This is a genomic window from Microbacterium sp. W1-4-2, assembly GCF_058349885.2.
Map to the genome: position 1 here is coordinate 115827 of NZ_JBYRJC020000001.1, position 21657 is coordinate 137483.

Here is a 21657-nt window from a genome sequence, read left to right on the forward strand (position 1 = left end):
GTTTCACGTGCCCGATCCATTCGACTCGCCGAATCCGTTCGACGTGCCCAATCCGTTCGACGTGCCCAATCCGTTCGACGTGCCGAATCCGTTCGACTCGCCGAATCCGTTCGACTCGCCGAATCCGTTCGACGTGCCCAATCCATAGGGAATGGGTGACTCCATACCCTATGGGCTATGGATTCGCCGAATCCATAGGGATTCGGGCGGCGAGGCGGGTGGGCCGGCGCGCAGGGATGCCGGCGCGCAGGGATGCCGGCGCGTGCCGGGGCGTGCCGGGGCGTGGCATCCGACTGCGGAAGTCAGCCGCCCGACTCCCACGCGAGTGACTCGATGTAGCGCAGCAGCACGCCCTCGCGCAGCGCCCAGGGGCAGACCTCGAGCTCGGCGATCTCCATCAGCTCCATCGCGGTGTGCAGCACGACGGCGCCGGCCACGATCTGGAACGTGCGGTCGGGCGTGATGCCGGGCAGCTCTTGGCGGGCGGATGCCGGGATCCGGGCCAGTCGCGGAATCCATGCGCCGAGCGCGGCGCGGGGCAGCAGCATCCTCTCCCCGCCGCTCCATCCCGCCAACGGCACGCCGGCGAGCCGTGCCAGGGAGCGGATCGCCTTCGACGTGCCGACGACGTGGTCGGCGCGGGGCAGGGCGCGGAAGCGCTCGGCCACCGGCACGAGCACCTGGCGCGCGTGCGTACGCAGCGCGTCGACCGCCGCCTCGCCGGGCGGGTCGTCGGGAAGGAACCGCAGGGTCATGCGCCCGGCACCGAGGGGGACGGATGCCGCGACCTCGGGCAGTTCGTCGGCGCCCGCCGCGAACTCGAACGAGCCGCCGCCGATGTCGAGCAGGCAGATGCGGCCCGAGGCCCAGCCGAACCACCGCCGCACGGCGAGGAAGGTCAGGCGGGCCTCGGTCTCTCCGTCGAGGACCTGCAGCGGCTGGCCGAGGGCCTGCTCGATCTTCGCGATCACCTCGGCGCCGTTCGTGGCCTCGCGCACGGCCGAGGTCGCGGTGGCCAGGAGCTCGTCGACCCGATCAGCGGCGACGATCTCGCGGGCGCGGGTCGTGGCATCCACGAGCGCCTGCACGCCCTCGTCACTGATGGCGCCATCGGGCGTGAGGAAGCGCATCAGGCGCACGACCGCGCGCTCGCTGGTCGTGGCCAGCGGCCGTCCGCCCGGGCGCGCGTCGGCGATCAGCAGGTGGACGGTGTTCGATCCGATGTCGAGGACTCCGAGGCGCACGCAATGAGCGTAGTGCGCGTGGGGGAGTGGCGGTCGATCTCGCTATCGCGCGTGAGCAGCGTGGTCTGCAGTCGCGCGGAGCGGGGGATGCTCGCGGATCTGAGGGATGCCTCGTGGGAGGAAGGGATGCCTCGTGGGAGGACAGGATGCCTCGTGGGAGGAAGGGACGCCCCGCGGGAGGGGAGAAGGGGAGGGAGGAGGCGGGGGCTAGGCGATGCCGCCGCCGTCGACGACGAGGGCGGAGCCCGTGACGTACGACGACTCGTCGCTGGCCAGCCACACCACGGCGGCGGCGATCTCGCTCGGCTCGCCCATGCGCCCGAGCGGGCGATCGGCCGACTCGGCGAGGAAGGACTTCTCCTCCTGGCCGAGCTGGGCGGCCTCGCTGCGCAGCATGCCGGTGTTGACGTCTCCGGGGTTGACCGAGTTGACGCGGATGCCCTGCGGCCCGTGGTCGATCGCCAGCGCCCGCGTCATGTTCACCACGGCGCCCTTCGACGCGCAGTACGAGATCGCCTGCCCGCCGCCCTTCAGCCCCCAGCCCGAGCCGGTGTTGACGATCGATCCGCCGCCGGCGGCAGCCATGACCGGGACCACGTGCTTGCACATCAAGAAGATCGCACGCACGTTGACCCCGAACACGCGATCCCATTCCTCGACGGTGGTCTCGACGGCGGTCGTGCGACGGATGATCCCCGCATTGTTGAACACCACGTCGATCGTGCCGAACTCGTCGAGCACCGTGGCGACGACGCGTTCGATGTCGGCCTCGCTCGAGACATCGGCGGCGATCGCCACGGCCGTGCCGCCGGCAGCGCGGATCTCATCGGCGACGGCGGCTGCGGCATCCTCGTTCAGATCCACGACGGCGACGGCGGCGCCTTCGGCGGCGAACGCGAGGGAGGTGGCGCGGCCGATGCCGCCCGCTCCGCCGGTGACGATGGCCTTCTTGTTCTCAAGTCGCATGGAGTGCTCCTTCATCGATGGACGTCGTGGGGATGGATGCCGCGGACTCGGGCGCGACCACGGGATAGATGCTGGCAGATCCGGCGCCGGTGACGACCCGGACGTACCCGGCGAGGGCGGCGTCGACCTCGGCGTCGCCGGTGTCGACCAGCAGCGGCCGGCCGCGCAGGTCGATGAGCTTCTGCTCAGTGGCCACGACGATCAGCGGATCGGGGCCGAGCGCCCGGATCACCGCCGCCGACAGCTGCTGGTTGCCGCGGCCGAGCAGAAAGCCCTGGCCGCCGATCACGGTGACCACGGCCTTGGCGGGTCCGCGCGAGATCTCGTCGAGCAGCTCGCGCTCGCTGGCGCCGGCGCGCACGACGCGTCCGTCGAGGACGACGTCGACGCCGAGGGGGGTGCCGTCGATGCCGAGCTGCCGCGCGAGCTCGGCCATCGTGCCGCCCGGGCCGAGCAGGTAGCGCACCCCTGGCCGCAGGGAGGATGCCGCGGCCCGCGCCGCCGCGACGACCGCCGCGTGCTCGCCGGCCGGGGTCGCGGCCTTGCGCGCCTGGGTGCGCCCGGCCCGGTAGGGCACCGGCAGCATGCCGAACAGGCGCGGCTCGACGCGGGAGCGGCGCAGCTGGGCCTCATCGATGTCGAGCACCTCTTGGTCGTGGACGGGCAGCGGCGCGTCGATCCACGCGGCGGCGAGGGCGCCCGCCGCACTCGGGCTGATCGCGAACACCGGCGAGTACATCTTGACCCCCGACGGAATGCCGAGCGCCGCCGAGGTCGTGGCCCCTTCTGCATCCCGAATCCATAGGGATTGGGCGAGTCCATGCCCTAGAGGGTGTTGATTCGCCCAATCCCTATGGATTGGTGAGGGGTGGGAGGGGGTGGGGTGGGTCGGGGAGGCGGGCGCCGCCGCCGAGGGGTCGGTGGCGAAGGCGGCGGCGACGTCGCGGGCGGTGCCGTCACCGCCGGCGAACAGGATCAGGCCGGCCCCGGCATCCCGCACCGCACGGACCGCAGCGGTGGTGTCGGCCGCGGTCGTTGCGGCGTGCACAGCTGCGGGGATCGTGGGCGACACGCCGGGGGTGGATGCCTCGTCGGCGGCGCGTTGGGGAAGATCCCCGTCGCTGTGCACCGGTGATGGCCCGCCGGGCGTGTAGACCACCCTCGGTAGGAGGCCGGCGGCGCGCACGGCGTCCTCGCCCATCGATCCCGCCGCCGTCAGCACCTCGGCGCCCGGGTGCGCCTCGGCGACCACGTGCAGCGCCGTGACGGCGCGGGCGGCTGCGCGCGAGACGCCGCCGCGGGCGGCGGCGTCTCGCTGCACGGCGGCCCCGTCCGAGCCGGCGAGCCCTGCGGGGCCGCCGACGCCGGCGACCGGATTGACGACGAGGGCGAGCATGACTCAGGCGGCGCTCCCACCGGTTGCGGCGGCCGACCCCGAGCCGGCACCCGACCCCGCGTCGGCACCCGACCCCGCGTCGGCACCCGACCCCGCGGCCGAGCCCGCGTCCGCACGCTCCCCGAAGGGATGCTCCGAGCCTGCCGAAGGGTACTTCCGCAGGTAGGCGCGCCAGGTGATGGCCCAACGGTCCGGATCGTCCAGGTCGTCGTGGTGCGTGTGGTGCACGGTCTGGTTGTGCGGCGCGGTGCGCACGACCTCGGGCGTCTCGCGGGCCTCGCGCGCGACCTCGGCGAGGGCGGCGACGTACTCGTCGATCTCGGCCTTCGAATACGACTCGGTCGGCTCGAGCGTGAACGGCTGCGGCACGACGTACGGGTGGTGACTGGTCCAGTAGTGCATGCCGAAGTCCGACAGGCGCACGCCGATCTCCTCCGACGAGATGCCGGTCTGCTCGAACAGCTCCTGCCACGAGTAGCGCACCTGCTCGATGCGCCGACGGCCCTCGGCGTACGGGGCCGACGCACCCGGGATCGCCCGCACCCTCTCGAGCAGGTAGTTGTTGTTCAGCACCGCGATCTCGGCCGCCGCAAGCAGTCCGTCGGCGCCCAGCGCCATGATCCACGAATACGCGCGCACGATGTTGGGCACGACGCCGTGGAACGGCGCGACCGCCCCGATCGACTGCTGGCCCTGCTCACGCACCGCGAACCCGTCGTCCGTGCGCACGACCCGCGGCCCGGGCAGGAACGGGGCCAGCGCCGCCGACACGGCGTTCGCCCCGGCGCCCGGTCCGCCGCACGCGTGCGGGGTCGAGAACGTCTTGTGCAGATTGAAGTGGCACACGTCGAAGCCGGCGTCCCGCGCCCGGGTGATGCCGAGGATGCCGTTCGCGTTGGCCTGATCGTACGAAGCGAGCGCACCGACCGCGTGCGCGGCATCCACCCATTCTTCGATGGCGGGGTTGTAGATGCCCGTGTCTTCGGGGTTGGTGACCATGATCGCGGCGGTGCGGTCGCTGAGCGCGGCCTTCAGCGCAGCGAGGTCGGGGTAGCCGTCGGCGTCAGGGTGGATCGTGATGACGTCGTACCCGGCGGCCTTCGCGGCGGCGGCGTTCGAGGGATGGCTGAAGATCGTCGTGATGACCTCGCGCCGCTGCGCGCCCTCGCCGTTGGCCTCGTGGAACGCCCTGATCATCGCGATGTTCGACCAGATCGCCGCCGACCCGCCCTGCGTGTGCAGCGACACCTCGTCCATCCCCGAGATCTCGGCGAGCATGCGCTCGAGACGCCAGATGATCTCGAGCACGCCCTGCGCATCGGCCGGGTCCTGCAGCGGGTGCAGCTCGGTCAGCTCGGGAGTGCCGATCAGCTGATCGTTGATCTTCGGCGAATACTTCATGGTGCACGTGCCCTGGCCGATGTCGACGTTCAGGTCGGCGCCGAGGTTCTCCTGCGACAGCCGCAGGTAGTGCTTGAGCACACGCATCTGGCCCATCTCGGGCAGCGCCGGCGCGCTCGCACGGCGCATGCCGGCGGGCAGCGCCGCGACGACGTCGCCGACGGCCGCGCGCACGCCGGGCTCGACGGGAGTGACCAGCACGCCGCGCTCGCCGGGCGTCGACAGCTCGAACACGATCGGCTCGTCCCACCGCGCCTGATGAAAGCGGCGCAGCGGCGGCTTGGGGGCGACGGGAAGGCTCATGCGTTCTGCTCCTCGGTGACGAAGGTGGATGCCGCGCCGGCGGCGAAGACGGTTGCGGCGGCGTCCGCCCCGGCCGCTGACGTGCGGTCCGTCGCACCGGTCGCGTGCGCGATCGCGGCGGCGAGGCGGTCGATGTCGGCCTGCGAGGTCAGTTCGGTGACGCAGACCAGGAGGGTGCGCTCGTCGACGACGACGCCCGGCTCGATGCCGTCCTCGCGCAACCGCGAGACGACGGCGGCGGCCGAGGCGTCCTCGAGCACGATCGTGAACTCGCGCAGGTGCAGGGCGTCGTCGCCGAGGCGCACGCCGGGGACGGCGCCCAGGCGCTGCCGCGCATAGGCGGTGCGCGCGAGCAGCAGCTCACCGAGCTCGGCCATGCCGGCCGGCCCCATCAGCGCGAGGTACACGCCGGCGGCGATGCCCCACAGTGCGGCGGCCGTGCCGACCCACTCCTTGCCCTCTTCGCGCAGTGCGAACGAGGTGCGCTCGTAGGCCACGTCGCCGAAGCCGTACTCTCCGGGCACGTCGGTGGCCGCGAGGCCGAACAGGCGCGAGGGCAGCTCCATCACGAACGTCGGGTCGTCGTCCACGGCGATGAAGCCGCCGTGCGCGCCGCCGTACCAGGGGTGCAGGCCGAGGGACTGGATGTCGCCGGTGACGATGTCGGCGCCCTGTGCGGCCGGCGGGGTGAGCACCCCGTACCCGATCGGGTCGGTGCCCACCACGACGACGGCACCCGCCGCGTGCGCCAGGTCGGCGATCTCGCGCAGGCGGGTCTCGACGGCACCCGTGAAGCTCGGGGTCTCGATCCAGACGGCGGCCACGTCGTCGCCGAGGGCGGCCCGCAGGGCAGCGATGTCGGCGGTGCCCCCTAGCGTCGGGACATGATCCAGCGTCAGGTGCGTGCGCACGAAGTCGTGCACCTTCGAGAGCTTGGCGGGCAGGATGTCGCTGCCCACGATCACGCGGGATCGGCCCGTGATCCGCCCGGCCATCGCCAGCCCCGTGGCCGTGGCCTGGTAGCCGTCGTAGGTGGGGACGTTCACGACGTCCATGCCGAGCAGCTCGCCCATGAGCGACTGGTACTGGAACAGGGCCTGGAAGCGGCCGTGGTCCTCATACGGCTCACCGGCGTACGCGGTGAGGAACTCGCTGCGTCCGATCACCTCGTCGACGACGGCGGGCACATAATGGCGGTATGTGCCCGCGCCCAAGAAGCTCAGCACGTCCTCGGTCGAGCGGTTGCGGCGCAGCAGGCCGCGCACGTGGCGGGCGAGGTCCTGCTCGGCGGGCAGGGCCGCGGGCAGGTCGAGCGGGCGGTCCAGTCGCAGGTCGTCGGGCACGTCGGCATAGAAGTCGTCGACGGATGCCGCGCCCACCGCGGCGAGCATCGCGGCCTTCGTGTCGGGGGCGGTGTTGGGGATGTACGGGTGCACGAACGCGTCGGTCACGGCATCCTTCCTTCGGTCGGGCCTGCAGCGAGGGTGATGAACGGGACGGTCTCGGCGCGCGGCGTCACGAGGACGGCCACGCCGAAGCGGGGGAGGGTGAGGGTCGTGCCGGGCGCGTCGTCACCGCCGAGCAGGTCGCGGGCGCCGGCGGGCACGGCGACGGTCAGCGGCTCGCGGCCGTGGTTGAGCACGAACGTGTAGTCGGTGTCGGCGCTCGAGCGGGTCACGGCGTCCAGGTCCAGAGCGATCCGGTCGCGGGCGGGCAGGCCGGCCTCGGCCAGCACCTGCCGCCACACGGCGACCAGCCCGTCGCCGTCGAGCATCGCGCTGACATACCACGCCGAGCCCGCCCCGACCGGACGGGCGGTGACGGCCGGGCGTTCGGCCAGGTCGCCGGACGCATAGCGGGCGCGGACGACGGCCGAGGCATCCACCTCGATCCACTCGCCCCAGTGCGCGAACGCGAGGCGCTCGCCGTTGAAGTCGAGCGCACCGCTGTCGCCGTCGGCCAGCGGCCACGGCTCGTCGACCTCGACGCCTAGCAGATCGCGCAGCGGCCCGGGCGCGCCGCCGGGGTGCACCTTCTCGGTCGCATCGACCACGCCCGAGAACGGGCCGACCACCACGCGGCCGCCGGACTCGGCGAACGCGGTGAGCGCCCGGGCCTGTGCGGCGTCGGCGACGTAGAGGTTCGGCACCAGCACGACGTCGTATCCGTCGAACGGGCCGGTCGCGCGCACTGCGTCGACGGGCTGGCCGAGGGCGTGCATGGCCCGGTGCCACGCGCGCGCCTGGTCCGCCCAGCTCAGGCGCTGCGACGGCATCGACTCGGCCGCCGCCGACCCCCAGCGCGAGTCCCAGTCGAACACGAGCGCGACGCGGGCGCGCACCCGGGTGCCGCGCACGGACCCGAGCCCGGCCAGCTCGGCACCCAGCGCCTTGGTCTCGGCGAACGTGCGCGACGCGCGGCCGCGGTGCCCGAGCATCGCGGAATGGAACTTCTCCTGCCCGTACCGGGCCTGCCGCCACTGGAAGAACATCGCCCCGTCCGAGCCGTGCGCGATCGCCTGCAGACTGTCGGCGCGCATCTTGCCCGGCGCCTTGGGCACGTTCACGTCGCGCCAGCTGACCGCGCTGGCCGACTGCTCGAGCAGCAGCCACGGCTGCCCCTTCAGCGACCGCATGAGGCCGTAGTTCAGGGCGGCGCCCACGGGCGCCAGCGGGTCGGACGGGTCGGGATAGGCGTCGTCGGTGACGAGGTCTTCGAGCTCGGCGAAGCGCCAGTAGTCCAGGTCGTGGAACATGCTCATGAAGTTCGTGGTGACCGGGATGCCGGGGGTGACCTCGCGCAGGATGTCGACCTCGAGGCGGAACAGGTCCAGCAGAGCGTCGGACGAGAACCGTTCGAAGTCCAGCAGCTGGGTCGGGTTGATGGGGCCGGGCGCGCGGCGCGGTGTCTCGATCTGGTCCCACGCGCTGTAGCGCTGGCCCCACACGTTCACACCCCACGCCTCGTTGAGCCCGTCGATGCTGCCGTAGCGCTCGGCCAGCCAGCGGCGGAAGTGCCGGGCCGACTCGGGGCAGTAGCAGCGCGAGGTGTGGTCGCCGTACTCGTTCGAGACGTGCCACAGCAGCACTGCGGGGTGCTCGCCGTAGCGCTCGGCCATCGCACGGGCCATTCGCGCGACGTGCTCATGCCAGACCGGCGAACTCGGGCAGTAGGTCTGCCTCGACCCGAACTCCAGACGCCGGCCCTCGGCATCCATCGGCATCATCTCGGGGTGCGCGCGCAGCAGCCACACCGGCGGCGTCGCGGTCGCCGTCGCCAGGTCGACGTGGATGCCGGCGTCCCACAGCAGGTCGACGATGCGGTCGAGCCAGCCCCAGTCGTACACGCCGGGCGCGGTCTCGAGCTGCGGCCAGCTGAACACCGGAAGGCTCACGATGTTCACGCCCGCCTCGCGCATGAGCGCGACGTCTTCGGCCCAGACGGCTTCGTCCCACTGGTCGGGGTTGTAGTCGCCGCCGTAGGCGAGGGCGTCCAGCCGCAACGTGCGGGAAGCATCCGTCATGCCGGCTCCTTCATCGTCGATGTCATCCACGGATCGCACGCCCATCAGCGCGTGTCGAATGTATTCTGTATACAGCGAGCGTATGCTGAATACTGGTGAGGGTCAAGTGCGACGAGGAGAGGCGCCATGGCGATCGAGCGGAAGAATCTGCGGATGCAGGTGCGCGAAGAGCTACTGACGCGCATGCGTGCCGGCCAGGTGCGCCCCGGCGAGGGCATCAACGAGGTGCAGCTGGCCGCCGAGATCGGCGTGAGCCGCACCCCACTGCGCGAAGCCCTCATCTGGCTCGAGAGCGAAGGCCAGATCGAGAGCGAGAACGGCAAGGGCTTCCGCTTCGCGCCGCTGAGCAAGGCGGAGTTCGAAGAGCTCGCGCCGATCATGGCCAGCCTCGAGGGGCTCGCGCTGCAGCTCAGCCCGATCGACGAGCTGAAGCGGCTCGGCAAGCGACTGAGCACGATGGCCGCGGCCTTCACGCAAGAAGAGGTCGAGCATTCGCTCGTGGTCTCGAAGGACGACGAATGGCACACGCTCATGCTCTCGGCCTGCCCGAACGGCAGGCTGCTGGCGATCATCGAGACCGTGCGCGGCGCCTTCCACCGATACGAGTCGCTGCTCGTGCCCAGCGACGCCACGATCCACCGTGTCGCCGCCGAGCACGGCGAGATCGCCCGGTGCCTGGCGGCCGGAGACGTGCCCGGCGCGGTCGCCGCGCTCGAGGCGAACTGGATGCACGGGGCCACGCGCATCCTCGACAACGCGTCGAACTCGTACTTCACCGACTGACCCGTCCGGCCGCCGGCGGTGCACCGGCGGGGGTCACTCGGACAGGCCCACGGCCAGGTCGACGAACAGGGCGGCCGACCAGCCGAAGGCGGTGGTCGCGGTGCGGGCCCTCTGTCCGGTCTCGGGGTTGAAGTACTCGTGCGGGCCGCCGCCGTGGATCACGAGCCGCACGGTGCGCTCGCGCAGCGCGCGGGCGTGGTCGGGGTATCCGGACCGCTCGAGCCCCTCGGCGACCAGCACGTTCGTGTTGATCCACACCGGGCCGCGCCACATGCGCTCGGCTGAGAAGTCCGGGTCGGTCGCGGCGACCGTCGGCAGCCCCCACGGCATGCCGAACCGGTCGGGGTCGCCGAGGGCGGCGTCCAGCTCGGCGGCGACGTCGTCCGGCAGCAGGCCGGTCAGCAGCGGCATGAGCCCGACGACGGCATCGGACGGGCACCCGTCGGCGAGGAAGGCGCGGCGATCGGGATGCCACATCCGGCCCAGCAGCGTCATGGTGCGCCGTGCGCGGTCGCGGTGGGCGCCGGGGTCGCCGGTCTGAAGACGTTCGCACAGGTCGGCCAGATCGAGGTCCTGCCGCACGAGATACGCGCCGAGATCGGGAGAGGCGATCGGCAGGGCGCCGTCGAAGATCGGGCTGTCGTCGAGGCCGGAGGAATAGGGGTGCGCGTACTCCGGCATCCCGTCGCCGTCGGCGTCGGAGTGCGCGAACCACCAGTCCTGCGAGCGCTCGATGACCGGCAGCAGCCGCCGCGCCCACGCGTCGTCGGGGGCGACCTCGAGCAGCTTGCGCACGGCCCACGCGGTCAGCGGCGGCTTGGTGAGCGGGATCGGCGCGTCGGGGTCGGCGATCGCCGAGCCGTCGCGGCGCAGGTGCTCGCGGTCGGCGGCGGGCAGGTCGTCGCTCGAGGCCAGGGTGCCCGTCTCGTGCACGACGTCGGGCAGCTGCCCGTCGGGGGTCGGGAAGCGCAGGGCGAGGTCGAGCTGCTCGCGGGCAAGGTCGGGGTCGCCGTGGCGCAGGCCCGTCGCGATGAAGTACGCGTCCCACTGCCACAGCCCGACGTAGCCGACCTTGGACGGCACGACCGCGCGCACGTCGCCCAGACGCGGCAGCGCGACGATGTTCGCGCCGAGCACCCACCAGCAGAACGCGGTCATCTGCTGCAGGTCGTCGCGCACAATCGGGCACCGCGCGAACCAGTCGCGCCAGAGGGCGGCCGTCGCCGCGAGGTCGGCGTCGTGGGTCGTGGAGGCGGACGCCGTCACGCTGCGGTCGGGCTGCACGTCGATGCGTACGGCGAGCGGGCCGTCGGGGTTCGCGCGCGCAGCGTCGCGGGTGCCGTCGGGCAGCGTCCAGACGACACTGCCGCCGGCCGGCACCGCGACGCTCAGGGCCGTGGGGCCGGCGAAGGTGAGGGTCGACCCGCCCGCGAACACGATGCGGTCGGGCTGCACGTCGGCGATCTCGAGCACCCGGTCGCCCGCGTCGCGCACCTGCAGCAGGTCGATCACCCGGCATGCGCGCAAGGGCTTCTCGTATTCGGCCGTGTGGATCCGGATGCCGCGGGCTGCGGCATCCGGACCCTCGGTCTCGTCGGCGCGGAACGCGATGATCCGCGACGACGGCAGGGTGAACGGCGCGCGCACCAGGTCGAGGTGGCGCCCGGCCAGCGCGGCCAGCGCCTCGGGGGTCGGCGGACGCGTCACCGGCCGCCCAGCCCCGACGCGGCCATGCTGTTGAGGATCTGCCGCTGGCCGATCACGAATGCGATCAGCATCGGGATCGTCGCCACGGCCGAGGCCGCCATGATCAGGCCGTAGTTGATCGATCCGAACTGGCCCTGGAAGCTCTGCAGCAGCAGCGGCACCGTGAACAGGTTCTGGCTGTTGAGCATGACCAGCGGCAGCAGGAAGTTGTTCCACGTGCTCAGCGCCACGATGATCGCCAGGGCGCCGAGCCCGGGGCGCAGGTTCGGCAGCACGATGCTCCAGAAGATGCGCCAGCGGCCCGCGCCGTCGACGAGGGCTGCCTCTTCGAGCTCCTTAGGCAGCGACAGCACGAACTGCCGCATCAGGAACACGGCGAACGGGTTCGCCAAGGCTGCGGGAATGATCAGCGACAGGTGCGAATCCACCCACCCGAGCTTCGCCATCAGCAGGTAGAAGGGGATCAGGGTGACCTGCATCGGGATCATCTGCGTCGCCAGGAACACGATGAACATGACCCGCGAGCCGCGGAACCTGATGCGCGCGAACGCGTAGCCGGCCATCGACGCCGTGATCAGCGTGCCGATCACGACCAGGATCGCGATGTAGATGCTGTTCGCGTACGCCTGCGCGAACGGGGCGTCGTTCCACGCGTCGATGAAGTTCTGCGGCGCCCACGGGCTCGGCCAGAAGCTCAGCGGGTGATTCAGCAGCTGAGGCAGGCCCTTGAACGAGGTGACCAGCATCCAGATGAACGGATACACCATCGCGATTCCCGCGACGATCAGCACGACGTGCAGGACCGTCGCGGTCAGCCGCCGCTTGCCGCGGCCCGGGCGCGCGTTCGGCCGGATGCGGCGGCCGGGCGCGGTGATCGCGACGGTCGAGTCGGTGCGGGGGCTCAGAGTGCCGTCGGTCAGGCGGGGCGTCGAGACGCTCATGCGGCACCGTCCTCGTAGTGCACGAATCGCTTCTGGAAGGCGAACTGGATGCCGGTGATCACGAGTGTCAGGATCAGCAGCAGAATGGATGCCGCGCTGGCGACGCCGAACTGCGTCTTGCCGAAGCCCAGATCGTAGATGTGGTAGACGATCGTGCGGGTCGCGTTGTCGGGGCCCGCGTTCGAGACCAGCACGAAGACGATGTCGAACGTCTGCAGCGAGCTGATGAACGCGATGATCGACGAGAAGAACAGCACCGGCGACAGCAGCGGCAGTCGGATGCGGAAGAACAGCGACACCGCGCCGGCGCCGTCGATGCGCGCGGCCTCGATGACGCTCGGGGAGATGTTCTGCAGCCCCGCCAGGAAGATCACGACGTTCAGGCCAAGCGACGACCAGATCGTCACGATGCACACGGCGATCAGCGCTAGGTGCGGGTCGCCGAGCCAGTCCGGCGCGGGGACGTGGAAGACCGTCGCGATCGCGTTCGAGAGCACGCCGTCCTTGCGGAACAGCTGCTGCCAGATCATCGCCACCGCGATGCTGCTCGTGATCACCGGGGCGAAGAACAGCGCCAGATAGAGCGTGCGCGTCTTCAGCCGCTCGAGCGCGACCGCGACGATCACGGCCAGGCCCAGTCCGACCGGCACCGTGATCACGGCGATCAGCATCGTGTTGATCAGCGCCCGGCCGAACAGCGGATCGGTCAACTCGGTCTTGAAGTTGTCGAAGCCGATCCAGGTCAGCGGGGTCAGACCGTCCCACTGTGCGAACGCGAGCACGAGGGCGGCGACGAACGGCACGAGCACGAACAGCGCCATGCCGATCATCTGCGGGGCGACGAAGACGTACCCCCAGCGGCGGTCACGCCGCCGCCAGGCGGCCTCTGCACGAGGCGCACCTGACGACGGCATGCCGACCGTCGCGGCTTCCGCCAATCCGACGGAGCTTGCGGTCACGGGCCTTCCTTACTTTCCGCCGGTCTTGCTGCTGATCAGCTGCGCCGACTCGTCGAGGGCCTGCTGGGCCGTGACCTTGCCCTGGTACAGCTTGAGCATGATGTTGCTGACGTCGGTCGACAGGCCGGGCACCTGCGCCTCGGTCGCGTAGTCCTCGAAGCCGAGGTCGCGCATGTCCAGCAGCGTCTGCGCGTGAGCGGGGTAGCCGTCCAGCACGACGTTGTCGGCGCCCTTGATCGACGGGACGGCGTTGCCACTGCCCTGCAGGCGGAACGTCTGGCCCTGCTTGCTCAAGAAGCTCGTCCAGAACGTGAACGCGGCATCCTTCGCCTTCGTCTTGGCGTTGATCGCGAGGTAGCTGACGGCGACGCCGGTGGGTGCGGCCTTGCCGTCGGGCGTGGGCCACGGGGCGACGTCGTAGTCCTGCGGGTCGCCGGCGGCCTTGACGGTGCCGATCGTGTACCGGCCCTGGATGTAGAAGCCGGCCTTGTGCGTGACGAACAGCGAGTCCGACCCGGCGCCGCTGGGCAGCGTGTCGGCGACCAGGAACGTCTTGTTCTGGAAGTACTTGCCGAACGTCGTCATGGCGGCGACGGCCGTCGGATCGGTGTTGCCGACGAACTTTCCGCTGGCGTCGAAGGCCTTGCCGCCCTGCGAAGAGATCCAGCTCCAGTGCGTCGACCAGTAGTTCCAGAACATCGAGCCGGTCAGCCCCGCCGCGTGCAGCTTGTCGTTCATCGCGAGGTACGTCGCGGTGGTCCACTTGCCTTCGGCGGCGAGCGTGGCGGGGTCCTCGGTGATGCCGGCCTTCTTCAGCGCGACTTTGTCGTACCAGAGCGCGTCGGGGTTGGAGTCGTTCGGCTCGGCGAGGATCTTGCCGTCCTTCTTCGCGGCGCCGAGCAGGCCGGGCGCGAAGTCGTCGGGGTTGGTCTGGCTGTTCTTCGAGGCCATCAGGCTGTCGAGCGGCATCAGCACGTTCGCGTTGACGAACTTGCCGATCTGGTCGTCGCCGATGTAGAACACGTCGGGCGCGGTGCCCGAGGCGAGCTCGGTGAGCAGCTTGGTGTGGTAGTCGCCGTAGTCGGCGACCGGCTGGAGGACCACGTTGATGTCGGGGTGGTCCTTCATGAACTGGGTGTCGAACTGCTTGAACCGGGTGAGCTCTTGCGGAGTGCCCCAGGTCGACCAGACGACGGTCTGCTTGCCACCGGTGGCTCCGCCGCCGCCGCTGCACGCGCCGAGACCGATGCTGAGCGCCGTGACCGCCGTGACGGTCGTGGCGATCTTGAGGAAAGTGCGGGTACGCGGCATTTTGGGGGACCCCTCTCAAAGGAAAACCACGCTGTTCCTCAGTATTCTGTATACAGAACACAGGAATGTCAAGAGGCGGTGGTCATTTCGTGATGCGGGGTGGTGTCGCGGGCAGGATGCCTCGCGGGATGAAGGGATGCCTCGGGGCTAGGCGGGCGCGTCGAGGAGCTCGGCGATGAGGGATTCGATGCAGGTGCGGATCTGGTCGCGGATGCGGCGCACGGTGGCGGCATCCTGCCCCGCAGGGTCGTCGAGCTGCCAGTCCTCGTACCGCTTGCCGGGGAAGATCGGGCAGGCGTCGCCGCATCCCATCGTGATCACGACATCCGACTCCCGCACGGCGTCGACGGTGAGCAGCTTCGGCGCGTTGCCCGCGATGTCGATGCCCTCTTCGGCCATCGCTGCGACCGCGGCGGCGTTGATCCGGTCGCCTGGCTCGGATCCTGCCGACAGCACGTCGATGCGGTCGCCGGCCAGGTGCTGCAGAAAGCCGGCGGCCATCTGCGACCGGCCCGCGTTGTGGACGCACACGAACAGGACGGTGGGCTTCTCGCTCATGGGGTGGTTCCGTTCCGGGTGGATCGCCGCTCGATCAGCACGGTGTCGCGCCACCGGCCGGCGTGCGGGCCGAGCTGCGAGCGGGCGATGCGCTCGCGCCGCCCGACGACGCGGAAACCCGCCCGCGCATGCAGGTGCAGACTGGCCGTGTTCTCGGGGAAGACGCTGGACTGCAGCATCCAGTATCCGGCGTCGTCTGCCGCGGCGACGAACGCGGGCAGCAGCTGCCGACCGATGCCTTCGCCCCGCCGCGCCGGATCGATGTAGAGCGAGTGCTCGATGACACCGCGATAGACCTCGCGCGCCGAGACCGGCGAGGCGGCCGCCCAGCCGACCACCGCCCCGACCTCGTCGACCGCGACCAGACGCGCATCGTCGACCTTGCCCGCATCGAACCGTTCCCACGACGGGGTCGCGGTCTCGAACGTGGCCTCGCCGCCCGCGATGCCCGCGGCGAAGATCGCCTCGACCTGCGGCCAGTCGTCCGCCCGCATCGGCCTGATCCGGGTCATGAGCAGCAGGAGCCCCCGCCGATGTCGGTCGAGCAGACCCCGGTCGCCGGCAGCACCAGCTGCACCTCGGTGGCCGCCCGCATGTCGCCGTCGAGCCAGGCGACCACCGATCGCACCTGCTCGTAGCCGGTGGCGAGCAGGAACGTCGGCGCCCGGCCGTACGATTTCATCCCGACGATGAAGAACCCCGCATCCGGGTGGCGCAGCTCGTCGAAACCGTGCGGGGCGACCGTGCCGCACGAGTGCAGATTCGGATCGATCAGCGGCGCGAGCCGCCGCGGCGCCTCGACGATGTCGTCGAGCTCCAGGCGGACCTCGCGCAGCATGTCGAGCTGCGGGCGGAACCCGGTCGCGTTCACGACCACGTCGGTGTCGTGCACGGATGCCTCACCCCGGCGCGATCCGATGAGGCGAACGCCGTCGCCCTGTGCCGCGACCCGCGCGATCTCGAACGAGTCGATCTTCTCGATCGCGCCGTGGGCGACCAGCCGGTCGACCCGCGAGCCCAGCCGGGCGCGGTCGGCCAGTTCGTCGTCGGGCGACGACGAGACGCGCACGGCGGACCGGTTGCGGATCAGCCAGCTGACCCGGGTGCCCGGCTCGTCCTTGGCCAGCCGGGTGAGGGCGATGAGGGTGTTGGCCGCGGAGTGGCCCGCGCCGACGACGGTCGTGTGCCGACCCGCGAACACGGCGCGGTCGGCGCCGAGCACGTCGGGCAGGGCGTGGACGATGCGCTCCGCGACGAGGTCGGCGCCGATCGGCGCCAGGCCGGCCGAGCCGAGCGGATTCGGTGTGCCGTAGGTGCCGGACGCGTCGATGACCGCCCGGCCGGTGAACTCCTCGACCCCGCCGTCGACGGTCTGCAGGCGCACGAGGAACGGCGTCCTGTCGCGGCCGGAGGTGCGGGTGCGGTCCATGCCCTCGCGCGTCACCGCGACCACACGCGCACCGAACCGGATCTTCGCCGCGATCGGGTCGAGCGCGGCGAGCGGCGCGAGATACTCGTCGACCAGCTCGTGCCCGGTGGGGGCGCGTCCCTCGTCCGCCGGCGCCGTCCATCCGGACATCTCGAGCAGGCGGCGTGAGGCGGGGTCGATCAGGTGGCGCCACGGCGAGAACAGGCGCGTGTGGCCCCACAGTCGCATCGATGTCGCGACGCGGGCGCCCGCCTCGAGGACGACGAAGTCGACCCCGCGTTCGACGAGGTTCGCGGCTGCCGCGAGACCGATCGGGCCTGCCCCGATGATCACCACGGGCAGCGTCGTCAGCCGGTCATCGGCGACCGTGCGGGGTGTCAGATCGAGCAGCGTCATCGCGGGAGCCTCCAGAACATCGATGATTGTCGATGCCTAGTATCGGACGCTCTATCGAAGTCTGTCAATATCGAATATCATCGATATATGGCAACCATGATCGAGGTCACCGACGTCACCGCCGCCGGCGCGACGTGCTGCGCCCCGCTCGTGAAAGAGCCGCTCGATCAGCACGAGGCCGAATCGCTCGCCGTCACCCTGAAGGCGCTCGCCGATCCGGCCCGGCTGCGGCTGCTGTCGATCGTCGCCTCGTCCGAGGGGCGCGAAGCGTGCGTATGCGATCTGATCGACCCGGTGGGGCTGTCGCAGCCCACCGTCTCGCATCACTTGAAGATCCTCACCGAGGCCGGATTCCTCAGCCGCTCCAAGCGCGGCACCTGGGCGTACTACCAGCTGCAGCCCGACGCTCTCGAGCGGGTCGCGCAGCTCCTGACGTCCGCATAGCCGCCGACGAGGCATCCATTCTCAGTCCCGGCCGGGCGTGTGCACGCGCAGCCGGATCAGCCGGTAGCCGAGGCCGATCGCCAGGACGATGAGGCCGGCGACGATCGAGGTCAGCGGCAGCGTCGTGACGAGGATGCCGCAGCCCACCGCTCCCGCGATCGCGAGCAGGCGCGGATAGCGGCGGTGCTCGCGGGTCTGCGTCCAGGCCGAGACGTTCGCGATGAGGTAGTACAGCAGCACGCCGAACGACGAGAAGCCGATCGCGCCGCGCAGGTCGGTGAACGCGACCAGCACGCAGACCACGAGGCCCAGGGTGAGCTCCGCGCGGTGCGGCACGCGGAACCGCGGATGCACCGCGGCGAACCACGGCGGGATGTCGCGGTTGCGCGCCATCGCGAGGCTTGTGCGGCCGATGCCGGCGATCATGGCCAGCAGGGCGCCGAGCGCGGCGGCGGCCGCGCCGATGCGGATCACGATGCCCGGCCAGAGGGCTCCGCTGGTGTCGGCCACAGCGCCCAGCGGCGCCGCGGCGGATGCGAGCCCGGCGGGGCCGAGCGCGTGCAGGGCCGACACGGCGACGAGCACGTAGACGATGAGCGTGATCGTCAGGGCGGTGATGATCGCGCGCGGGATCGTGCGGGCCGGGTCGATGACCTCTTCGCCCATCGTGGCGATGCGGGCGTAGCCGGCGAACGCGAAGAAGAGGAAGCCGGCCGATTGCAGGATGCCGTAGAGGGCCATCGCCGGACCGGGTGCTGCTGCGCTCGCGTTCGCGGCGGCGGACGTGTGCGTGAAGCCGATGATCACGGCGAGCGTGAGGGCGACGAGGGCGATCGCGACGAGGATGCGGGTCAGCAGCGCCGTGCGGGTGATGCCGAGCGTGTTCACGATCGTGAGCAGCACGACCGCGGCGATCGCGACCGGCTTCACCCACGACGCGGGCACGGCATAGGTGGCGAACGTGATGGCCATCGCCGCCGAGCTCGCCGTCTTGCCGATGACGAACGACCACCCGGCGAAGAACCCGGGCCATTCGCCGAGGCGTTCGCGTCCGTAGACGTACGTGCCGCCCGAGGTCGGATACTGGGCCGCGAGCTGCGCCGACGAGGTCGCGTTGCAGAACGCGATGAAGCCTGCGACGATCAGGCCGATCAGCAGCCCGGCTCCCGCCGCGGCGGCCGCCGGGGCGAACGACGCGAAGATTCCGGCGCCGATCATCGATCCGAGTCCGATGACCACCGCGTCGCCGAAGTTCAGCCGGCGCGCCAGACCGCCTGACGTGCCGGACGGGGTGGTGGTCATGGCGCGGTGCTTCCTGTCGTTGCGTGTACCGATCGTGACACGACTGCACGGGCTGCGGCATCCACCCTCTCGTGAGAGGGATGCCTCGGCTTCGGCGCGCCGGTCGAGTCGTTCCGGTGCATGCCGGGCCGAATCCCTATGGATTCGGCGAATCAACACACTATGGGGTGTGGACTCGCCGAATCCCTATTGATTGGGGAAGGCGCCCACACGCGAGCGGGATGCCTCGCGGGATGGAGGGATGCCTCGGCGGGGATGAGGAGGGGAGGAGGGAGGGATGGGGGGATGGAGGGAGGGGGGAGGGAGGGAGCGGCAGACGATACGATGATCCGCGATGCCCGCTGAATCGATGACCGACGCCGGTCCGTCCGCGCCGGAGCTGTACCGCGAGATCCCTCGCGGCGAATGGTCGCGGCTGGCGGCGGGCATGTCGCAGCCGCTGACCGAGACCGAGGTCGTGCAGATCCGCGGGCTCGGCGACCGGCTCGACCTCGCCGAGGTGCGCGACGTCTACCTGCCGCTCAGCCGCCTGCTGAGCCTGTACGCGCGGGCGACCAAGCGGCTCGGGGCCGACACGGCCGAGTTCCTGAACGAGAGCGACGACACCACGACGCCGTTCGTGGTGGGAGTCGCCGGCTCGGTCGCCGTCGGCAAGTCGACGATCGCGCGCCTGCTGCGCGAGCTGATGAGCCGCTGGGCCGACACCCCGCGGGTCGAGCTGATCACGACCGACGGCTTTCTCTACCCGAACGCCGAGCTCGCCCGGCGCGGGCTGATGGACCGCAAGGGCTTTCCGGAGTCGTACGATCGGCGGGCGCTCGTCGACTTCCTCATGCAGATCAAGAGCGGCGTGGCCGAGGCGCAGGCTCCCTATTACTCGCACATGCGGTACGACATCGTGTCAGACGCGCAGGTGACCGTGCGCCGTCCCGATGTGCTCATCGTCGAGGGACTGAACGTGCTGCAGCCGCCGCCGAGTCCCAACGACATCGCCGTGTCGGACCTGTTCGACTTCTCGATCTATGTCGACGCGGATGCCTCGCACATCGAGCGCTGGTACGTCGACCGGTTCCTCACCCTGCGGCACAGCGCGTTCAGCAACCCGAACTCGTTCTTCAACGTGTTCGCCGGCCTCAGCGACGACGAGGCGGTGGCCCGGGCGCTCGGGTTCTGGAACGACATCAACCTGCCGAACCTCGAAGAGAACGTGCTGCCCACGCGCCATCGCGCCTCGCTCGTGCTGCGCAAGGGCCCGAACCACGCCGTGGAGCGGGTGCTGCTGCGCAAGCTGTGACGGCTGGGGCCGGGTCCCGTCCCGACCCCAGCCGGGTCTCACTTGCCGGTGCCGCCCAGGTATGCCGCCCACGGGTAGAACACGTAGTCGAACGCGGCGGGAGCTCCGGTGATCCGGCTGCCGAGCCACAGGTCGTTCGTCAGCTCGACGCCGGGGAACATCGGGTTCATCTCATCGTGGAGCTTCTTCTCCATCTCGACGACGAGCTTCGCGCGGGCCGTGACATCCTTCTCGGCGACCGCCTGACCGAACAGGTCGTCGATGCCCGAATAGCCCGACTGGTTGAAGGACGCGCCTGACACGGCGGTCAACGCCAGCCAGTCCAGCGGGTTCGGGATGTTCGGCCAGAACTGCGTGTACAGCAAGTCGGTGTCGCCGCGGGTGGCGGGGTCGTACAGGTAGTTCGAGTAGCCGGTCGCCGGAACGACGTTGAGCTTGAACTTCAGTCCGATCTTGTCGGCCGCGGACTTGATCGCGATGCCCAGCTGCTGCGTGTCGTTCTGCTGCGGCACGACGAGGCTGATCGTCTTCGCCTTGACGTCGGCCGAGACGCCGGCGAGCAGCTTCTTGGCGGCCTCGATCTGCGGTGTGCCGTCGGTCTTGACCGAGTCGGCATACGCCGTCAGCTCGTCCTTCGCGAAGCCGAAGACGGCCGGCACCGTCTGCAGCGCCGCGGGGGTGCCCCGTCCGCCGTAGATCTGCTGGCCGATGCCCTTCCAGTCGATCGCCATCTGCAGCGCCTTGCGCACGTCGGCGTTGCCCATCGCGCCCTTCGGATTGGCGACCACGAGGGTCACCTCCAGCGGTGCGGGGCCGTAGTAGAGCTTGCCCGCCGACGAGGCCTTCAGCTGCGGGATGCCGGCGGTCGGCGGGTCGTACGTGCCGTCGATCTGACCCGAGAGCAGGCCTGCGGTGATGGCCGAGTCGTCGGTGACGAAGGTGAAGTCGATGTTCTTCACCTTCGGGGTGCGCTTCTTGTCCCAGTAGCCGTCGTAGCGGCTCACGCTGATCGACTGCCCCTGCGTCCACTTCTTGAACTCGTACGGCCCGGTGCACATGAGGCCGACGTCGGGGCTGCCGACCTTGTTGCCGTGCTCCTCCCAGAACTTCTTCTGCACGATGACCCCGGCGAAGCTGGCCAGCTCGTCGTTGAACAGATAGTCGGGCGTCTTCAGCTTCACGGTGACCTCGTGGGGCCCCGTCTTCGCGATCGACTTCACGCTGCTGAACAGGTAGCTGTAGAACGTCGTCTTGTCGTTGAGGGTGTGCTGCAGGCTCCACACGACGTCGTCGGCGGTCATCGGCGAGCCGTCCCAGAACGTGACGTCGTCGCGCAGCTCGTACACCCAGGTCAACGGGTCGGGGTTCGAGAACGACGATGCCAGGTTCGGTGTGATCTTGAAGTCGGGGGTCTGCGCGAGCAGCGTCTCGCACATGTTCGAGTTGATCATGTTGGGCGTGTAGTCGGCGCCGTGGTACGGGTCGATCGTCTGCGGCTCGCCCTGGAACACGTTCCACGTGATCGAGTCGACCTCGCTCGTGCCGGCCGGGGTGAGGGTGGTCAGCCCGCTGCCGGCGGATGACGTCGTCGGGGCGGGGCCGCCTGCGCCGGAGCAGCCGGCGAGGACCATGAGCGCCGCCGCGCCGACGGCGACGGCGGCGATGCGGGAGCGGGTGATGGACATGTGATGCCTCCTGTT

The 21657-nt window shown here is 70.5% G+C and carries 19 protein-coding genes; 4 read left to right on the forward strand and 15 right to left on the reverse strand.

Annotation, left to right across the window (positions count from 1 at the left end; genetic code table 11):
• Nucleotides 1–7 precede the first annotated feature (7 nt).
• Nucleotides 8–148: a hypothetical protein gene (locus AC3RX0_RS00590; RefSeq protein ID WP_491504003.1), complete on the forward strand. Its 141-nt coding sequence runs from the start codon at nucleotides 8–10 to the stop codon at nucleotides 146–148.
• Nucleotides 149–302: 154 nt separating this feature from the next.
• Here the strand turns inward: AC3RX0_RS00590 and AC3RX0_RS00595 are convergent, their stop codons facing one another.
• From AC3RX0_RS00595 to AC3RX0_RS00620, 6 genes are all read right to left on the reverse strand, one after another.
• Nucleotides 303–1244, reverse strand: coding sequence for a Ppx/GppA phosphatase family protein (locus tag AC3RX0_RS00595; protein ID WP_491504004.1), 942 nt, complete (start codon nucleotides 1242–1244; stop codon nucleotides 303–305).
• Nucleotides 1245–1451: 207 nt separating this feature from the next.
• Complete coding sequence (locus AC3RX0_RS00600; protein ID WP_491504005.1) at nucleotides 1452–2210, reverse strand: SDR family NAD(P)-dependent oxidoreductase; 759 nt, start codon at nucleotides 2208–2210, stop codon at nucleotides 1452–1454.
• Nucleotides 2200–3606, reverse strand: a complete 1407-nt coding sequence (locus tag AC3RX0_RS00605; RefSeq protein ID WP_491504006.1) for an ATP-NAD kinase family protein — start codon at nucleotides 3604–3606, stop codon at nucleotides 2200–2202. Before AC3RX0_RS00605 ends, AC3RX0_RS00600 begins: the two co-directional genes overlap by 11 nt.
• A gap of 3 nt (nucleotides 3607–3609) precedes the next feature.
• Nucleotides 3610–5310 (reverse strand): aminomethyl-transferring glycine dehydrogenase subunit GcvPB, encoded by a 1701-nt coding sequence (gene gcvPB / locus AC3RX0_RS00610; protein ID WP_491504007.1) that lies wholly within the window; start codon nucleotides 5308–5310, stop codon nucleotides 3610–3612.
• The gene (gene gcvPA, locus AC3RX0_RS00615; RefSeq protein WP_491504008.1) at nucleotides 5307–6761 is read right to left on the reverse strand and encodes an aminomethyl-transferring glycine dehydrogenase subunit GcvPA; all 1455 of its coding nucleotides are present in this window, start codon (nucleotides 6759–6761) and stop codon (nucleotides 5307–5309) included. Before gcvPA ends, gcvPB begins: the two co-directional genes overlap by 4 nt.
• Entirely contained in the window at nucleotides 6758–8833 is a 2076-nt protein-coding gene (locus AC3RX0_RS00620) for a beta-galactosidase (RefSeq protein ID WP_491504009.1), read from the reverse strand. The genes gcvPA and AC3RX0_RS00620 overlap by 4 nt, the downstream gene beginning before the upstream one ends.
• A 126-nt stretch (nucleotides 8834–8959) precedes the next feature.
• Here AC3RX0_RS00620 and AC3RX0_RS00625 point away from each other — a divergent pair, with 126 nt between their 5' ends.
• Nucleotides 8960–9616, forward strand: a complete 657-nt coding sequence (locus tag AC3RX0_RS00625) for a GntR family transcriptional regulator (RefSeq protein ID WP_491504010.1) — start codon at nucleotides 8960–8962, stop codon at nucleotides 9614–9616.
• 33 nt (nucleotides 9617–9649) lie between these two features.
• Here AC3RX0_RS00625 and AC3RX0_RS00630 read toward each other — a convergent pair whose 3' ends face one another.
• From AC3RX0_RS00630 to AC3RX0_RS00660, 7 genes are all read right to left on the reverse strand, one after another.
• The gene (locus AC3RX0_RS00630; protein ID WP_491504011.1) at nucleotides 9650–11323 is read right to left on the reverse strand and encodes an amylo-alpha-1,6-glucosidase; all 1674 of its coding nucleotides are present in this window, start codon (nucleotides 11321–11323) and stop codon (nucleotides 9650–9652) included.
• Entirely contained in the window at nucleotides 11320–12264 is a 945-nt protein-coding gene (locus tag AC3RX0_RS00635) for a carbohydrate ABC transporter permease (protein WP_491504012.1), read from the reverse strand. The genes AC3RX0_RS00630 and AC3RX0_RS00635 overlap by 4 nt, the downstream gene beginning before the upstream one ends.
• A complete protein-coding gene (locus tag AC3RX0_RS00640; RefSeq protein WP_491504013.1) occupies nucleotides 12261–13223 on the reverse strand; it encodes a carbohydrate ABC transporter permease in 963 nt (320 codons plus the stop codon). Before AC3RX0_RS00640 ends, AC3RX0_RS00635 begins: the two co-directional genes overlap by 4 nt.
• A 9-nt stretch (nucleotides 13224–13232) precedes the next feature.
• Entirely contained in the window at nucleotides 13233–14534 is a 1302-nt protein-coding gene (locus AC3RX0_RS00645; RefSeq protein WP_491504014.1) for an ABC transporter substrate-binding protein, read from the reverse strand.
• Nucleotides 14535–14681: 147 nt separating this feature from the next.
• Nucleotides 14682–15092 carry an arsenate reductase ArsC gene (locus tag AC3RX0_RS00650; protein ID WP_491504015.1) on the reverse strand — a complete coding sequence of 137 codons (411 nt, stop codon included), beginning with the start codon at nucleotides 15090–15092 and terminating at the stop codon, nucleotides 14682–14684.
• The gene (locus AC3RX0_RS00655; RefSeq protein ID WP_491504016.1) at nucleotides 15089–15604 is read right to left on the reverse strand and encodes a GNAT family N-acetyltransferase; all 516 of its coding nucleotides are present in this window, start codon (nucleotides 15602–15604) and stop codon (nucleotides 15089–15091) included. The genes AC3RX0_RS00650 and AC3RX0_RS00655 overlap by 4 nt, the downstream gene beginning before the upstream one ends.
• On the reverse strand, nucleotides 15601–16917 hold the full coding sequence (locus tag AC3RX0_RS00660) for an NAD(P)-binding domain-containing protein (RefSeq protein ID WP_491504017.1): 1317 nt from the start codon (nucleotides 16915–16917) through the stop codon (nucleotides 15601–15603). Before AC3RX0_RS00660 ends, AC3RX0_RS00655 begins: the two co-directional genes overlap by 4 nt.
• Before the next feature lie 87 nt (nucleotides 16918–17004).
• On the opposite strand from AC3RX0_RS00660, the gene AC3RX0_RS00665 reads away from it, so the two are divergent.
• Nucleotides 17005–17361 (forward strand): metalloregulator ArsR/SmtB family transcription factor, encoded by a 357-nt coding sequence (locus AC3RX0_RS00665; RefSeq protein ID WP_491504018.1) that lies wholly within the window; start codon nucleotides 17005–17007, stop codon nucleotides 17359–17361.
• Between the two features lie 21 nt (nucleotides 17362–17382).
• Here AC3RX0_RS00665 and AC3RX0_RS00670 read toward each other — a convergent pair whose 3' ends face one another.
• Nucleotides 17383–18663, reverse strand: a complete 1281-nt coding sequence (locus tag AC3RX0_RS00670; protein ID WP_491504019.1) for an APC family permease — start codon at nucleotides 18661–18663, stop codon at nucleotides 17383–17385.
• Between the two features lie 334 nt (nucleotides 18664–18997).
• Here AC3RX0_RS00670 and coaA point away from each other — a divergent pair, with 334 nt between their 5' ends.
• Nucleotides 18998–19957 carry a type I pantothenate kinase gene (coaA, locus tag AC3RX0_RS00675; RefSeq protein ID WP_491504020.1) on the forward strand — a complete coding sequence of 320 codons (960 nt, stop codon included), beginning with the start codon at nucleotides 18998–19000 and terminating at the stop codon, nucleotides 19955–19957.
• A 38-nt stretch (nucleotides 19958–19995) separates the two neighbouring features.
• Here the strand turns inward: coaA and AC3RX0_RS00680 are convergent, their stop codons facing one another.
• Nucleotides 19996–21642, reverse strand: coding sequence for an ABC transporter substrate-binding protein (locus AC3RX0_RS00680; protein ID WP_491504021.1), 1647 nt, complete (start codon nucleotides 21640–21642; stop codon nucleotides 19996–19998).
• Between the last annotated feature and the right edge of the window lie 15 nt (nucleotides 21643–21657).